Annotated in this window: 14 protein-coding genes and 1 pseudogene; 11 read left to right on the top strand and 4 right to left on the bottom strand. The window is 71.1% G+C overall.

Annotation, left to right across the window (positions count from 1 at the left end; translation table 11 throughout):
• Nucleotides 1–73 precede the first annotated feature (73 nt).
• The 3 genes from ACIQ87_RS32925 (at nt 74) to ACIQ87_RS32915 (ending at nt 3,606) form a co-directional block, all read left to right on the top strand.
• Nucleotides 74–1,705, top strand: a complete 1,632-nt coding sequence (locus ACIQ87_RS32925; protein WP_402414029.1) for an AMP-binding protein — start codon at nt 74–76, stop codon at nt 1,703–1,705.
• A 103-nt stretch (nt 1,706–1,808) separates the two neighbouring features.
• Nucleotides 1,809–2,240 (top strand): SRPBCC family protein, encoded by a 432-nt coding sequence (locus ACIQ87_RS32920; RefSeq protein ID WP_402414026.1) that lies wholly within the window; start codon nt 1,809–1,811, stop codon nt 2,238–2,240.
• Nucleotides 2,241–2,337: 97 nt separating this feature from the next.
• Nucleotides 2,338–3,606 (top strand): APC family permease, encoded by a 1,269-nt coding sequence (locus ACIQ87_RS32915; protein ID WP_402414024.1) that lies wholly within the window; start codon nt 2,338–2,340, stop codon nt 3,604–3,606.
• A gap of 65 nt (nt 3,607–3,671) precedes the next feature.
• Here the strand turns inward: ACIQ87_RS32915 and ACIQ87_RS32910 are convergent.
• From ACIQ87_RS32910 to ACIQ87_RS32895, 4 genes and pseudogenes are all read right to left on the bottom strand, one after another.
• Nucleotides 3,672–3,981 (bottom strand): annotated as a pseudogene (locus ACIQ87_RS32910) (YccF family protein).
• Nucleotides 3,982–4,230: 249 nt separating this feature from the next.
• Complete coding sequence (locus ACIQ87_RS32905; protein ID WP_380458471.1) at nt 4,231–4,422, bottom strand: ferredoxin; 192 nt, start codon at nt 4,420–4,422, stop codon at nt 4,231–4,233.
• Between the two features lie 62 nt (nt 4,423–4,484).
• Nucleotides 4,485–5,705, bottom strand: coding sequence for a cytochrome P450 (locus ACIQ87_RS32900; protein ID WP_402414020.1), 1,221 nt, complete (start codon nt 5,703–5,705; stop codon nt 4,485–4,487).
• A gap of 48 nt (nt 5,706–5,753) precedes the next feature.
• A complete protein-coding gene (locus ACIQ87_RS32895) occupies nt 5,754–6,983 on the bottom strand; it encodes a cytochrome P450 (RefSeq protein WP_402414017.1) in 1,230 nt (409 codons plus the stop codon).
• 428 nt (nt 6,984–7,411) lie between these two features.
• Between ACIQ87_RS32895 and ACIQ87_RS32890 the strand changes: the two genes are divergently transcribed.
• The 8 genes from ACIQ87_RS32890 to ACIQ87_RS32855 all read left to right on the top strand — a co-directional run bounded on the left by ACIQ87_RS32890 (nt 7,412) and on the right by ACIQ87_RS32855 (nt 15,852).
• Nucleotides 7,412–8,335, top strand: a complete 924-nt coding sequence (locus ACIQ87_RS32890) for a proline iminopeptidase-family hydrolase (protein WP_402414015.1) — start codon at nt 7,412–7,414, stop codon at nt 8,333–8,335.
• Complete coding sequence (locus ACIQ87_RS32885; protein ID WP_402414013.1) at nt 8,332–9,267, top strand: ACP S-malonyltransferase; 936 nt, start codon at nt 8,332–8,334, stop codon at nt 9,265–9,267. The genes ACIQ87_RS32890 and ACIQ87_RS32885 overlap by 4 nt, the downstream gene beginning before the upstream one ends.
• A gap of 141 nt (nt 9,268–9,408) precedes the next feature.
• Entirely contained in the window at nt 9,409–9,660 is a 252-nt protein-coding gene (locus ACIQ87_RS32880) for a phosphopantetheine-binding protein (RefSeq protein WP_380458481.1), read from the top strand.
• Between the two features lie 33 nt (nt 9,661–9,693).
• Nucleotides 9,694–11,220 carry an AMP-binding protein gene (locus ACIQ87_RS32875; protein ID WP_402414010.1) on the top strand — a complete coding sequence of 509 codons (1,527 nt, stop codon included), beginning with the start codon at nt 9,694–9,696 and terminating at the stop codon, nt 11,218–11,220.
• A gap of 30 nt (nt 11,221–11,250) precedes the next feature.
• Nucleotides 11,251–12,783 (top strand): AMP-binding protein, encoded by a 1,533-nt coding sequence (locus ACIQ87_RS32870; RefSeq protein WP_402414008.1) that lies wholly within the window; start codon nt 11,251–11,253, stop codon nt 12,781–12,783.
• Complete coding sequence (locus ACIQ87_RS32865; protein ID WP_402414006.1) at nt 12,780–14,018, top strand: type III PLP-dependent enzyme; 1,239 nt, start codon at nt 12,780–12,782, stop codon at nt 14,016–14,018. The genes ACIQ87_RS32870 and ACIQ87_RS32865 overlap by 4 nt, the downstream gene beginning before the upstream one ends.
• Nucleotides 14,018–14,506, top strand: coding sequence for a cobalamin B12-binding domain-containing protein (locus ACIQ87_RS32860; protein WP_402414003.1), 489 nt, complete (start codon nt 14,018–14,020; stop codon nt 14,504–14,506). Before ACIQ87_RS32865 ends, ACIQ87_RS32860 begins: the two co-directional genes overlap by 1 nt.
• 29 nt (nt 14,507–14,535) lie before the next feature.
• A complete protein-coding gene (locus ACIQ87_RS32855; RefSeq protein ID WP_402414094.1) occupies nt 14,536–15,852 on the top strand; it encodes a methylaspartate mutase in 1,317 nt (438 codons plus the stop codon).
• Nucleotides 15,853–15,892: the final 40 nt, after the last annotated feature.

Below are 15,892 nucleotides of genomic sequence, written 5' to 3'. Positions count from 1 at the left end.
CGGGGGTAGCGGCGCGGAGTCGCGACGGCGACCATGGTCCCTGACCCGCACCGCCGTCCCCGGGAGCCAGCCCGTGCCGACCACGCCGACCCCACGCAGCTACGCCTCCGGCACGGCGGACGTCCCGCTGCTCGGTGACACCATCGGGGAGAACCTCGACCGCGCGGTGCGCGCCTTCCCCGAGCGCGACGCCCTGGTCGACCGGGCCACCGTCCGCCGCTGGACGTACGCCGAACTCGCCGCCGACGTCGACGCCCTGGCGCTCGGCCTGCTGGAACTCGGGATCGCCAAGGGGGACCGGGTCGGCATCTGGGCCCCCAACTGCGCCGAGTGGACGCTCACCCAGTACGCCACCGCCAAGCTCGGCGCGATCCTGGTGACGGTCAACCCGGCGTACCGGGCCCACGAGTTGGAGTACGTGCTGAACCAGTCCGGCATCCGACTGCTGGTCGCCGTCGAGCGCTTCAAGACCTCCGACTACGCCGGAATGATCGAGGAAGTCAGGCCCCGCTGCCCGGAGTTGGAGCGCGTCCTGCTGATCGGTGGTCCGGACTGGGACGCCGTGACCGCCGCCGGACGGCGCGCTGACCCCGCCCGACTCGCCGAACTCCAGGGCGAGTTGGCCCCCGACGACCCGATCAACATCCAGTACACCTCCGGGACGACCGGCTTCCCCAAGGGCGCGACGCTCTCGCACCACAACATCCTCAACAACGGCTACTTCGTCGGCGAGCTGCTCGACTACACCGAGCGGGACCGGATCTGCGTCCCGGTGCCCTTCTACCACTGCTTCGGCATGGTGATGGGAAACCTCGCCGCCACCTCGCACGGCGCCTGCATGGTCATCCCCGCCCCGTCCTTCGAGCCCGGCGCGACCCTCGCCGCCGTCGCCGCCGAGCGCTGCACCTCGCTGTACGGCGTGCCGACCATGTTCATCGCCGAACTGGCCGACCCGGACTTCGACCGCTACGACCTCACCAGCCTGCGCACCGGCATCATGGCCGGCTCGCCCTGCCCGAGCGAGGTGATGAAGGAGGTCATCGGGCGGATGGGCATGGCGCAGGTCTCCATCTGCTACGGCATGACCGAGACCTCGCCGGTCTCCACCCAGACCCGGGTCGACGACCCGGTCGAGCGCCGGGTCACCACGGTGGGCCGGGTCGGCCCGCACCTGGAGGTCAAGGTGGTCGACCCGGCCACCGGCCGTACCGTGCCGCGCGGCGAACCCGGCGAGCTGTGCACCCGCGGCTACTCCGTCATGCTCGGCTACTGGGGCGAGCCCGAACGCACCGCCGAGGCCGTCGACGCCGCCCGCTGGATGCACACCGGGGACCTCGCCGTGATGGACGAGGACGGCTACCTCGCCATCACCGGCCGGATCAAGGACATGGTGATCCGCGGCGGCGAGAACCTCTACCCGCGCGAGATCGAGGAGTTCCTCCACACCCACCCGGACATCCTGGACGTCCAGGTCATCGGCGTCCCCGACGCCAAGTACGGCGAGGAGCTGATGGCCTGGATCCGGATGCGGGAGGGCGCCGAACCGCTCACCGACGAGGCCGTCCGAGCGTACTGCGCCGGCCGGCTCGCCCACTTCAAGATCCCGCGCTACGTGCACGTGGTCGAGGAGTTCCCGATGACGGTCACCGGGAAGATCCGCAAGGTCGAGATGCGGGCACAGGCCCAGCGGATCCTGGGGCTCTGATCACGGGACCCTGACCCCGGAGCTCCGGCGGATCCACCCGTTCGGCCCTTCCCCCGGGCGGGTCCAGGGAGCGCGGTGGCCCGCCCGGCGGGAGAGTGTGATCATGCCCCTCGACGTCACAGTGGAACGCCTGATCCCCCTCCCGCCGGCCACCGTCGCCGCCTACGCGATGGACTGGCGCCACGACTCCGAGTGGACCGGGGGCATCCGCACCGCCGCCCTCACCCGGGAGGCCGACACCGGCGGCTTCGGCGTGGGCGCCGAGGTCACCCGGACCGCGCACTTCCTCGGCAGGCCCTTCCGGTACGTGCTGCGCGTGGCGCGCCACCGCCCGCCGACGGTGCTCGACATGGTCTCCGTCGCCGGGCCGATGCCCATGCGCGTCACCTACACCTTCGAACCCACCCAGGCCGGCACCTTCGCCCGCATCCGCGTCCGCGGCGGCCCCCTCCTGGTCGGCCCGCTGATGTTCTGCCAGGTGCGCGCCGCCCTCACCGCGGACCTGCGCGCCCTGGAGGCCAGGCTCAGCCGCTGACCAGGGGTTTCCGCGGCGCTCCGGCCCCGCACCCCCTGTTCCCCTCCCTCCGGTAGGGTGCGCCGACACCACAGCCGGATCGAGAGAGGTACAGCGCATGAGTTCGTCGCCGACGGTGGCCGCCCCGGGGGAGCTGCGGCGGCACCTGGGGGTGTTCGACGCCGTGGTCATCGGGCTGGGCTCGATGATCGGCGCGGGCGTCTTCGCCGCGCTCGCGCCCGCCGCCGGGGCAGCGGGCTCCGGACTGCTGGTGGGGCTGGCGCTGGCCGGCGTGGTGGCGTACTGCAACGCCACCTCCTCGGCCCGGCTCGCCGCCCGCTACCCGCAGTCCGGCGGTACGTACGTCTACGGCCGCGAGCGGCTCGGCGACTTCTGGGGCTACCTGGCCGGCTGGGGCTTCGTCGTCGGCAAGACCGCCTCCTGCGCCGCGATGGCCCTCACCGTCGGCTCCTACGTCTGGCCCGCCCAGGCCCACGCCGTCGCGGTCGCCGCCGTGGTGGCGCTGACCGCCGTCGACTACGTCGGCGTGCAGAAGGCCGCGTGGCTGACCAGGGCGATCGTGGCCGTCGTCCTGGCGGTGCTCGCCGCCGTGGTCACCGCCTGCCTGGCCGGCGGCGCGGCCGACACCGGCCACTGGGCCGTCGGTGCGGACGCCGGCTTCCACGGCGTGCTCCAGGCCGCCGGCCTGCTGTTCTTCGCCTTCGCGGGGTACGCCCGGATCGCCACCCTCGGCGAGGAGGTCCGCGACCCCCAGCGCACCATCCCCCGGGCGATCCCGCTCGCCCTCGGCATCACCCTGGTCGTCTACACCGCCGTCGCCCTCGCCGTCCTGGCCGTCCTCGGCCCCGACCGCCTCGCCCACAGCGCCGCTCCGCTGGCCGACGCCGTCCGGGCCGCCGGAGCGCCCGCCCTCGTCCCGGTGGTGCGCGCGGGCGCGGCGGTCGCCGCCCTGGGCTCGCTGCTCGCCCTGATCCTCGGCGTCTCCCGCACCACCCTGGCGATGGCCCGCGACCGCCACCTCCCGCACGCCCTCGCCGCCGTCCACCCCCGCTTCGGCGTCCCGCACCGCGCCGAGCTGGCCGTCGGTGCGGTGGTGGCCCTCGTCGCGGCCCTCGGCGACATCCGCGGCGCGATCGGCTTCTCCTCCTTCGGCGTCCTCGCCTACTACGCCGTCGCCAACGCCTCCGCCTGGACCCTCACCCCCGCCGAGGGCCGCCCCCCGCGGGCCGTCCCCGTCCTCGGCACGGCCGGCTGCCTCGTCCTCGCCTTCGCCCTCCCCGCCGGCTCCGTCCTCTGGGGCGCTGCCGTCCTCGCCCTCGGCGCCGCCGCCTACGCGGCGCGCAAGGCCCTCACCCGCCGCGCCTGACCCCCGGAAACGCGAACGGCCGGCGAGGGCTGCTGCCCTCCGCCGGCCGTCGAGGTCCGTGACGGTTACCGCGCGCCCCACTCCTGGTCGGTCGGCACGATCTCGCGGCCGAGCGGCATCAGCGAGACCGGGATCATCTTCAGGTTGGCCCACCCGAAGGGGATGCCGATGATCGACAGGAACAGCGGGATGCTCGTGATCAGGTGCCCGAGAGCCAGCCACCAGCCGGCGAACACCGGCCAGATGACGTTCCCCACGCAGGACGCCGGCCCCGCGTCCGGCCGCTCCACCGTCATCCGGCCACTCCACCGCCGTCCGCCCGAACGGCCACAGGATGAACCCGGCAAGCCGGAACGACGCGATGCCGAACGGGATCGTTGCCGGGCGCTCCGGTTCGCGCGGCGAGCGTGCTGCGGTTCCGGCTTCCGACCGGGGTGGGAGCGGCGCAGTCGACGGAGCTCTCCCGGGACCGGGACGCTGCGGTGAGCGGCGTGGTCGGGGCCCCGACCACGCCGGAGAGCGGCGAACGCCGGCCCGGTCCAGGGAGCGGGGCCCCGCAAACGCGCCACGCCCCGCCGGGCGTGTGCGGCGATCGGTGGGGGTGTTCGCTCAGCCGTCCTTCGGCTACTCGGTGATCTGGATGAGCCGCACCGGGCAGAGCGAGGCGGTCTGCCTGACCAGCGTGTGCAGCTCCGCGGGTGGCTCCTCCTGGAGCAGCGTCACGATGCCGTCGTCGTCCTGGTCGAAGACGTCGGGGGCGCGCATGACGCACTGGCCGGCCGACACACACCGGTCGGGGTCGACGCTGACACGCATAGTGGTTGTACCTCGCTCTGTGGGGTGAACTTCGGTGGAGTGGACCTCTGTGGGCTGAACGGTCACCAGGTGACGGGGAGCTCGTGGACGCCGTAGACCAGGGCCTCGTCCTTGAACTTGAGCTCGGACACCGGGACGGCCAGCTTGAGGCCGGGGATGCGCCGGAACAGGGTGCCGAAGACGACTTCGAGTTCGATCCGGGCGAGGTTCTGGCCGATGCACTGGTGGATGCCGTAGCCGAAGGCGAGGTGGCTGCGGGCCTCCTCGCGGCGGATGTCGAGGGTGTCGGCGTCGGGGAAGACGCTCTCGTCGTGGTTGGCGGAGTTGTTGAGCGGCAGGATGCCCTCGCCTGCCTTGATGACGGTGCCGTCGATCTCGATGTCCTCCAGTGCGACCCGGGCGGTGCCGGAGTCGGAGATGCTGAAGAACCGCAGCAGTTCCTCCACCGCGCCGGGCAGCAGCTCGTGGTCGGCCTTGACGGCGTCGAGCTGCTCGGGGTGCTCCAGCAGGCCGAGCACGCCGAGCGAGATCATGTTGGCGGTGGTCTCGTGCCCGCCGACCAGCATCAGCCGGGCCATGGTGACGATGTCGGTGTGGTCGGCGATCGGCTCTTCGCGGTTCTTCTCGATGAACCGGCTGATCAGGTCGTCGCCGGGTTCGGCCTCCTTGGCGGTGACCAGCCTGTCCAGGTACGTGTCCAGGCCGACGACCGCGGCGCCGTACTCCTCCGGGCTGATGTCGTGGTTCATCATCAGCGCCGACCACTCCTCGAACTGCGGGTGGTCCTCGTACGGGACGCCGAGCAGCTCGCAGATCACCAGCGAGGGCACCGCCAGCGAGAGTGCGGCCACCAGGTCGACCGGTCCGCCGGCCGCGAGCATCGCGTCGATCCGGGCGTCCACGATCTCCTGGATCCGGGGGCGCAGCGCGCGCATTCGGCGGGCGGTGAACTCGGGGATCAGGTAGCGGCGCTGGGCGGTGTGCTCCGGCGGGTCCATGGAGAGCAGCATGAGGCGGACCTCGCGGAGCATCTCCTCGGGGATGTGGAACTGGTGCGGGTAGCCGGGCAGTTTGAGGTTGGAGCTCACGCGGGAGTCGCCGAGCACCGTCTTGACGTGCTCGTGCGTGGTGACCAGCCAGGCCGGCTTGCCGGTGACCTTGAGTACCGCCTGGGAGATCGGCTCGTTCTCACGGAGCTTGGCGTACTGCGCCGGCGGGCTGAACGGACAGGTGCGGGTCATCGGGAAGTTCGGCAGTTCGGTCGCCAGGTGGTCCTGGGTCATGGTGCCCTCTCGGAGTCGGGTTCGACTGGTCGGATCGATCCGCCTGGGTCACCAGGTGACGGGCAGTTCGTACATGCCGTAGACGATGGCGTCGTCCTTGAACTTGAGCTCGGACATCGGGACGGTGAGCCTGAGGCCGGGGATGCGCCGGAAGAGGGTCTCGTAGACCATTTCGAGTTCGATCCGGGCGAGGTTCTGGCCGATGCACTGGTGGATGCCGTAGCCGAAGGCGAGGTGGCTGCGGGCCTCGCGCCGGATGTCGAGGGTGTCGGCGTCGGGGAAGACGCTCTCGTCGTGGTTGGCGGAGTTGTTGAGCGGCAGGATGCCCTCGCCCGCCTTGATGACGACTCCGTCGATCTCGATGTCCTCCAGTGCGACCCGGGCGGTGCCGGCGTCGGAGATGCTGAAGAACCGAAGCAACTCCTCGACGGCCTTGGGCAGCAGGGTGGAGTCGGCCTTGACCGCGGCGAGCTGGTCGGGGTGCTCCAGCAGGGCCAGAGTGCCCAGCGCGATCATGTTGGCGGTGGTCTCGTGGCCGGTGACCAGCATCAGCCGGGCCATGCTCACGATGTCGGCGTGCTCGACGGAGGGCTCGGCGCGGTTGGCCGCGATCAGCCGGCTGATCATGTCGTCGCCCGGCGTGGTCTCCTTGTTGGTGACCAACTGGTCGACGTACTGGTCGAGTTCGTAGTGCGCCAGGCCGCGCTCCGCGTCGCTGATGTCATGGTTCATGATCTGGCCGGCCCAGTGCTCGAAGCGCGGGTGGTCCTCGTAGGGGACGCCGAGCAGCTCGCAGATCACCAGCGAGGGCACCGGCAGCGCGAGTGCGGCCACCAGGTCCAGCGGGCCGCCCTCGGCCAGCATCGCATCGATCCGGGCATCCACGATCTGCTGGATCCGGGGGCGCAGCGCGCGAATCTGGCGCAGGCTGAACTCGGGCGCCAGCAGCCGGCGCTGGACGGTGTGTTCGGGCTGGTCCATGGAGAGGAAGGTGAGCGGGACGGCCTGCAGCATCTCCTCGGGCACCGGCACCTGCAGCGGGTAGCCGGGCAGCTTGAGGTTGGCGCTCACCCGGGAGTCGCCGAGGATCTTCTTCATGCTCTCGTAGGTGCTGACCAGCCAGGTGGGCTTGCCGTTGACCTTGAGGACCGCCCGAGAGATCGGCTCGCTCTCACGGAGCTTGGCGTACTGTGCCGGCGGGCTGAAAGGGCAGGAACGCGGCATCGGGAAGGCCGGCGGCTGGATGGCCGGACGGTCTTGGTCGGCAGTCTGGGTCATGGTGCCCTCTCGAACTCACTGGAACGAACTCATTCGAACCCGCATACGTCGGAACTCGCGTGCGTCGCATGCGCGAGCACGCTGATCCGGGCACGCTGATCCCGGTGTGAGGAAGGCCCCCGGTGCGAAGAAGCCCTCCGCCCCTCCGCGCGAGGAAGGCCCCGGTGCGAGGAGAACCCGGGCGCGTGGAGCGGCCACCCGTACGGCGCATTCGACCGCTGTTCGCACGTTAGGCGGCCCGATCACCGCACCACACCCCCTGCCGACCCCTACCGCGTGGCCTGTGTCGCGACCCGGGCCGATCCGGCTCGCGCCCCTGCTGGGCTAGGGGCCGCTAGGGGTCCAGTCGGGCCGTCGCAGCGCGTTAGCGTCGGGACCGGATCACTTTCCATGCACCCCGAACACGTCTGTCGACTGAGGTGGTTACCGTGCCCCTGGAGCCCAGTGCTAAGGGAACCGTCCCGTTCGGGGAGTACCGAACCTGGTACCGGGTCACCGGCGACCTCCGAGCGGAGAAACCGGCCGTGGTGGTGGTGCACGGCGGTCCCGGCAGCACCCACGACTACCTGCTGCAGCTGACCGAACTCGCCGAGCGGGGCTGGCCGGTGGTGCACTACGACCAGCTCGGCAACGGTGGCTCGACCCATCTGCCCGACAAGGGCGCCGACTTCTGGAAGACCGACCTCTTCGCCGCCGAACTGGCCAACCTGCTGAGCGAACTGGGCATCGCCGACAACTACGTGCTGTTCGGCCAGTCCTGGGGCGGCCTGCTCGCCGCGAAGCACGCGATGACCCGGCCGGCCGGACTGCGCGGCTTGGTGGTGGCCAACTCGCCCGCCTCCTACCCGCTGTGGCTCAGTGAGATGGCCGTGCTGCGCGCGCAGCTGCCGCCGGACGTGCAGGAGACCCTGCTGCGGCACGAGGCGGCCGAGACCTTCGAGTCGCCCGAGTACCTGGCCGCCATGCGGGTCTTCTACGACCGTCACGTGTGCCGGATCCTGCCCTGGCCGAAGGACTTCCTCTCCTCCTTCATGGAGATCTACAACGACCCGACCGTGTACTACACGATGAACGGGCCCAACGAGTTCCACGTGATCGGCACCCTCAAGGACTGGTCGATCATCGACGAACTGGACGCGATCCGGACGCCGACGCTGCTGATCAGCGGCAGGTACGACGAGGCCACCCCGGTGACGATGCAGCCCTACTTCGACCGCATCCCCAACGTGCGTTGGGAGATCTTCGAGAACTCGAGCCACTGCCCGCACCTGGAGGAGTCGGATCGCTTCACCGAGGTGATGGTGGGCTTCCTGAAGGAGCTGGCGCAGCCGGTGCGGGGGAGCCGGTCATGACGAAGCGAACAGCGATGATCTTCCCCGGTATGGGCCCGGCCACCTTCGACGACGTCGGCCGGTTCATGGTGGCCAACCGCTTCGCCAGGGAACTGGTCACGGTCGCCGACGAGGTCCTCGGCTACTCCCTGGTGGACGCCTTCCGCGAGGCCGAGGGCGACTACTCCGAGGCAGCCCAGGTGGCCTTCCTGGTCAACTGCCTGGCCAGCGCCGACTGGGCGCAGGATGCCCTCGGCGTCGAAGCCGAGGCCGTCCTCGGCCCCAGCTTCGGCGAGAAGGCGGCGGTCGCCTTCGCCCAGTCGCTCTCGATGCCCGAGGCCGTGCGGATGACCGCGGAACTCGCGCGCTGCATGGACGAGTACTTCAGCCGGGAGCACACCGACATCGTGGTGCTCTCCTTCGTCCGTACTCCCGGGGAGAAACTGGGCGAGATCCTCGCCGAGCTGGACGAGCAGGGCGAGTGGCACGACATTTCCTGCTACATCGACGAGGGCTTCTACATGCTCTCGCTGCGCGAGTCCCGGGTGGAGTGGATGCAGCAGCGGCTGCGCGCGATCGGTGGGATGCCGCTCTACACCATGCGTCCGCCGCTGCACTCGGGCGCCTTCGCCGGGCTGCGGGACAAGGCCGAGCGCGAGGTGCTGTCCACCCTGCACTTCACCGACCCGAAGCTGCCGGTGGTGGCCGACCAGGACGGCGCGCTGCTCACCACGGCCGAGCAGGTGCGCACGATGCTGCTGGACAGCATCGTGCGTCCGCTGCGCTGGCCGGACGCGGTGGCCGGTCTCAAGCGACTCGGCGTCGAGCGGGTCTGTGTCGCGGGCCCTGACAGCCTGTTCGGCCGAGTCCCGTGCACCACGGGGAACTTCGAGGTCGTGCCGGCCAACCCCCGGCTGGCGATGGCCCCCAGGCGCCGGTCCGCCGTCGGCTGAGCGCCGAGGCGAGGGTCCGGCCCCTCCTGGAACGCACCTGGCAGAACGCGCCGACGCCGGTCGGCGCCGCCCGAGCACACCGGCGCCGCTTCGGCGCCGTCCGAGCACACTACGACGAGCAACGACAGTGATGGAGTGACCATGTGGGACGAGAAGTTCGAAGAGACCCTGCGCCGCTTCCTGCCCTTCCTGCCCCCGGGCGAGCAGTTGGAGAGCGACACCCCGCTGCGTGAGCTGGGCCTGGACTCGCTCGGCACCGTGGAGCTCCTGGGCAACCTGGAGGCGGCCTACGACGTCCGCTTCCTGGACGACGCGCTGACCCCGGAGACCTTCGAGACCCCCGCCGTGCTCTGGAAGGCCATGGCGGGCATGCTGATCGGCACCGAGGCCTGACGGGGCGGGGAGGGGCACGAAAGGGCCACCACGATGGATGACACCGTGGACCTCGCGCTGTCCGGGCGTTTCCTGCGCGGACTCGCCAAGTCGGCGGACCGCCCCGCAGTGCTGGCGGGCGGGACCAGCCTGACCTACCGGGAGCTGCACGAGCGCGCGCTGCTGCTGGCCGGTTCGCTGCTGGCCCACCTGCCGTCGCGGCCGGCGGCGATCGGCGTGCTGGCGGGCAAGGGCCCCTCGGCGTACGCGTCGATCCTGGCCGGCCTGTACACCGGGATCACCGTGGTCCCGCTGCAACCGGCCTTCCCCGCCGCCCGCACCCGGCAGATGATCGAGGCGAGCGGAGTCGGTGCGCTCATCGCCGACGACGACTCGCTGCCGGCCCTGGTCGGGCTGCGGGCGGAGGGCGTCGACCTCCCGGTGCTCTTCGCCCCCGGCGGTCAGCCGCAGCCGGCCGTACCGCCGGCGGCGGGCAGCGCGCTGCCCGCGCCGATGCCGGTGCGCGGTGAGGACACCGCGTACGTCCTGTTCACCTCGGGCTCGACGGGCCGGCCCAAGGGCGTTCCGGTCACCCACACCAACACCCATCACTACTTCGGCCTGCTCGACGAGCGGTACGACTTCGGTCCCGAGGACGTCTTCTCGCAGAACTTCGACCTCAACTTCGACTGCGCGATGTTCGACCTGTTCTGCGCCTGGGGAGCCGGTGGCACGCTGGTCGTTCCGCCGCCGCAGGCCTACCGGGACATGCCGCGGTTCATCGCGGACAACGGCCTGACCGTCTGGTTCTCCACCCCCAGCGCGATCGCGCTGGTGCGGCGGATGGGGGGTCTCGGGCCCGCCGGCATGCCCTCGCTGCGCTGGAGCTTCTTCGCCGGAGAGGCGCTGAGCTGCCAGGATGCGGGCGACTGGCTGGCGGCGGCGCCGGATTCGACGCTGGAGAACCTCTACGGGCCGACCGAGCTGACCATCACCGTCGCCGCCCACCGCTGGGCGGGCGAGGACGCGCTCAACGGCATGGTGCCGATCGGTTCGGTGCACGGCGGACACCAGGTCCTGCTGCTCGGCCCCGGCGGCGAGGACGATGCCGTCGAGGGAGAACTGTGCATTGCCGGACCACAGTTGACTGCCGGATACCTCGATCCCGGCGACGACGTGGGGCGGTTCTTCGACCGCGACGGCCGGCGCTTCTACCGCACCGGGGACCGGGTTCGCCGGGCGGACGGTGGTGAGCTGCTCTACCTGGGCCGGGACGACGCGCAGGTGCAGGTGCTCGGGGTGCGGGTGGAGCTGGCCGAGGTGGACGCCGCGGTGCGCAGCTGCCCCGGCGTGCAGGACGCGGTCACCGTGGCGATCGCGGCTCAGGGCTCGGTGGAGCTGGTGGTCTTCTACACCGGCGAGGTCGTGCCGCCGGCTCAACTCGCCCGTGACCTGCGCAAGGTGCTACCGGTGGCGATCGTCCCCAAGCGCTACCGGCACCTGGCCGAGTTCCCGCTGAACCCGAACCGAAAGATCGACCGCAAGCAGCTCGCACTCCAGGCCGCGACGACATCCGATTGAGGCTCACGATGGAGAGGACGGACACACGCCGTGAGTGGTGACGCGATACCGCAGGCCGCGCCCGCCGTGCTGGTGCACGGTGTGCTCGACGAGGCGACGGCAGACGTCGCGGCCGGTGCCGTCGCGGTCAGCGACCGGGACGGGCGATGGACCTACCAGGAGCTCGGCGAGTACAGCCACGCGGTCGACGCGTGGCTGGAGTCGCGCGACGTGCGCCCCGGTGACCGGGTGCTGGTTCAACTGCCGAGCAACCGGGCGCTGGTGGCGCTGTTCTACGGCACGGCCCGGCGCGGTGCGGTGCTGGTGCCGCTGAACCCGGGCATGAAGGAGTACCACCTGCGTTCGGTGCTCGCCAACGCCGAGCCCCGGCTGGTGATCGTCGCCGACACTGCGGTGGACCGGATCTCCGGGCTCTCGCCGGTCGAGGTGCTGGGCTTCGACGAGGTCTGGCCCGAGGTGACGGCTCTGCGCGGTGCCGGCGCGCGGGCCTCGGTCCAGGAGGTCGACGCCGACGCGGTCGCCGTCCTGGTCTACACCTCCGGCAGTACCGCCGCGCCCAAGGGTGTGATCTGCCCGCACCGTCAGATGGTCTTCGCCTCCAGGGCGATCAACCAGGAACTCGGCTACCGCCCCGACGACGTGGTGTTCTGCCGGTTCCCGATCTCCTGGGACTACGGGCTCTACAAGATCCTGCTCGCCGCGCTCGGCCGCTCGGAACTGGTGCTGGCCGACACCGACTCGGACCTGGTGCTGCTCAAGCGGATCCGTGAGAGCGGCGCGACCGTGGTGCCGATCGTGCCCTCGCTGGCGGCGATGATCTGCTCCCTCGCCGAGCGCGACCCGGGCGGCGAGTCCAAGGTGCGACTGTTCACCAACACCGGCGCCGCGCTGCCGAAGACCACGGTGGACGCGCTGCGCACGGCCTTCCCCGGCGTCGAGGTGGTCCGCCAGTTCGGCCAGACCGAGTGCAAGCGCATCTCGGTGCTGCCGCCCGAGTTCGAGGACGCCAAGCCCACCTCGGTGGGCCGTCCGCTACCGGGCACCAGGGTGCTGATCCTCGACGAGGACGGCAATGAGGTGCCCACCGGCGTGGCCGGCGAGATCGTGGTCGAGGGCCCGCACGTGATGCCCGGCTACTGGCGGGCGCCCGAGCTCACCGCCAAGGCCTTCCGTACCGACCCGGTCAGTGGGCAACGGCGCTTGCACACCGGTGACTTCGGCAGTGTGGACGAGGACGGGTTCCTCTACTACGAGGGCCGTCGGGACGACATGTTCAAGCGCAAGGGCGTGCGGATGAGCACGATCGAGATCGAGGCGGCCGCGATGGACATCCCCGGTGTCCGGGCCGCAGCGGTGCTGCCGCCGACCGAGGACCGCGACCTCGCGGTCTGCGTGGTGGGCGACGACCTGGCGCCGCACACCGTGCTGCGAGAGCTGTCGCTGCGCCTGGAACCGGCCAAGGTGCCGGGCCTGTGCCGGATGGTCGAGGAGCTGCCGCTCACGCTGCACGGCAAGCACGATCGCAGGAAGCTCGCTCTACTCTTCGAAGGGGCCACCCCGTGACCGGCTACGCCGATCTTGCCAAGCGCTTCGGTACTCCGTCGTACGTCTACGACCTGGACCGCGTCGCGGCCGCCCGACGCGACCTGTTCGCCGCGCTGCCCGAGGAGGTCGAGCTCTTCTATGCGGCGAAGGCGAACCCGCACCCCGAGCTGCTGCGCGAGATGCGCGCCGGCGAGGGCCGGCGCTGCCGGGCGGAGATCAGCTCCACCGGTGAGCTCGCCGCGGTGCTGAGCGCGGGCTTCCAGGGCAGCGAGATCCTCTACACCGGCCCCGGCAAGACCGAGGGGGAGCTGACCGAGGCGCTGAGCGCCGGGGTGCGGCTCTTCTCGGTCGAGTCGCTGGGTGATCTGCGCAACGTCGGCGCGGTCGCCACCCGGCTGGGCGTGGTCGCCACCTGCCTTCTGCGGGTCAACAGCGCCAGTGCCAGCGCCACGTCCAGCATCCGGATGACCGGGGTGCCGTCCCAGTTCGGCTTCGACAGCGAGACACTGCCCGAGCTGCGCGAGCAGGTCTTCGACGTGCCGGGCACGGACGTGGCGGGCGCGCACTTCTTCCCGCTCAGCAACGCCAAGGACGAGGCGAGCCTGATCGGGGAGTTCCAGCACACCATCGCGGTGGCCGCCCGAGTGCAGGACGAGCTCGGCACGCGCTTTCGCTTCGTCGACATCGGCGGCGGCTTCTCGGTGCCGTACGCGGTCCGCGGCGAGCGGACGGTGTACGGCAACCTGCGTGAGGCGATGGCGATTTCGCTGGACGAGTCGTTCCCCGGCTGGCGCAGCGGCGAGGTGAGGATCGCGGTCGAGTCCGGGCGCTACCTGGTCGGTGACAGCGGCACTCTGATGGTTGGCGTGGTCAACCTCAAGGAGAGCCGCGGCCGGCGCTTCGTGATCCTGGACGGCGGGATCAACACCTTCGGCGGCATGTCCGGGCTGGGCCGGATCATGCCGGTCTCGGTGCGCCTGGACGACGAGGGGGTCCCGCTCGACCAGATCGCCAGCCTGGTCGGACCGCTCTGCACTCCGGGCGATGTGCTCGGCCGCGACATCGAGCTGCCCGCGTTGGCGCCCGGGGACGTGGTGAGCATCCCCAACGCCGGCGCCTACGGTCCGACGGCCAGCCTGCTGATGTTCCTCGGACGCCCGGCACCGACCGAGATCCTGGTCCGCGGCGAGGAGTTGGTCTCGGTGTCGCGGATCGAGCACGTCCGCGCCTACGAGCTCGGCCAGGAGCTGTGATGTCGCTGCCCGCAGAGCAGAACAAGGCCGTCGCCGCCGCGCAGAACCTTCCCGCCGTGGTCAGACGGGACGCGACGGTGATCGTCGCGGGCGGCACCTCCGACTCGCACACCTGGAATCTGGTCTTCCTGCAGCTGCTGCTGGAGGAGATGGGGTTCGACGTGGTGAACCTGGGCCCCTGCGTGCCCACCGACCTGCTGGTGAGCGAGAGCCTGGCCCGCCGTCCGGTGCTGCTGGTGGTCAGCAGCGTCAACGGGCACGGCTTCCAGGACGGCATCCGGATGATCGGCAAGGTACGCGAGCGAGACGAGCTGAGCGCCGTCCCGGCGGTGATCGGCGGCAAGCTGGCCATCGCGGGCGCCCAGAGCGCCGATCAGCTGGCCGAGTTGATCGCGGCCGGCTACGACGCGGTCTTCGACGACGGGGCGGAGGGGATCGCCTCCTTCCGGCGGCTGCTCGACTCGCTCCCGCAGCGGGTGCTGACGTGACCGGGGGCGAGGTCGGCGGGCTCGGCGAGGTGGTCGGGTCCGGCGGGTACGGCGAGGTCGCCGGGTTCGGCGGCCTGGGCGCGTTCGTGCGCCGGGCGCACCGGGCGGGCGAACTCGTGGTGCAGCCCCGGATGGGGATGAGCGATCCGGAGCTGATGCGGGCCGGACTGCTGGCCACCAAGGGTGCCGCCGGCCGTACGGTCGGCACCGTCACCCTGGACAGCTACACCCGGGTGAACGACCTGGATTCCGCCGAGCTCGCCCTGCTGGAAGGCGTATCGCTCAACGGCTACCCGATCGTCAGCCATGATCCGGAGACCACCAGGCGGGTGCTGGACGGGATCCACGGCGCGGACTTCCCGGTGCAGGTCCGGCACGGCTCGGCCGCGCCGCTGGACATCTTCCGGGCGCTGATGACGGTGGGACTGGACGCCTCGGAAGGCGGTCCGGTCTCCTACTGCCTTCCGTACGGGCGCATCCCGCTGCGCGAGTCGGTGGAGAACTGGTCGCGCTCCTGCGACCTCTTCAGCCGGCTGCGCGAACTCGGGCGGGATCCGCACCTGGAGACCTTCGGCGGCTGCATGCTCGGCCAACTCTGCCCGCCCAGCCAACTGGTGGCGATCAGCGCGCTCGAAGCGCTGTTCTTCTACCAGCACGGGCTGCGCTCGATCTCGGCCAGCTACGCCCAGCAGACGCACCAGGGCCAGGACACGGAGGCCGTGTTCGCGCTGCGCCGGCTCTGCGCCGAGCTGCTGCCCGAGGCGGACTGGCATGTCGTCATCTACGCCTACATGGGCGTCTACCCCACCACGCCGCACGGGGCGCTGGCGCTGCTCGGCGACGCGGCCGAGCTGGCGGCCTCCACCGGCTCGGAGCGGCTGATCGTGAAGACCGTCGCCGAGTCCGTGCGGATCCCGACGGTGGCGGAGAACGTCAGCGCGCTGGAGCACGCGGCCGCGCGTGCGGCCCGCACCGAGCGGGTCGCCGATGACGGCGCCGACTCGCAGACCTACGCGGAGGCCGCGGCGCTGGTCTCCGCGGTGCTGAACCTGGACCCGGACGTCGGGCGGGCGATGCTGCTGGCGTTCCAGCGCGGGTACCTGGACATCCCCTACTGCCTGCACCCCGACAACCAGGGGCGCACCCGTAGCTACCTGGACGGGGAGGGGCGGCTGCGCTGGGCGAACATCGGCAGGCTGCCGCTGGCCGGGGTGGTGGAGGCCGGTGAGTCCCACACCGTCACCTCTGGCGAGCTGCTGGGGTCACTGTCCTACGTCCGCTGGAAGTTCGACAGCGAAGCGATTGCCGCCGGGCGGAACCGTGCGTTCTCCGGCGGTGCTGCCTGAGCCCAGCCAGGCGCTGAGAGTGGCGCGGCGTGACGGGGGC

Origin of the sequence: Kitasatospora sp. NPDC096204 (genome assembly GCF_044763205.1) — a bacterium.
Classification (GTDB): Bacteria; Actinomycetota; Actinomycetes; order Streptomycetales; family Streptomycetaceae; genus Kitasatospora.
Note: the sequence above shows the minus strand (reverse complement) of the source record. Positions and strands in the feature narration are given on the sequence as shown.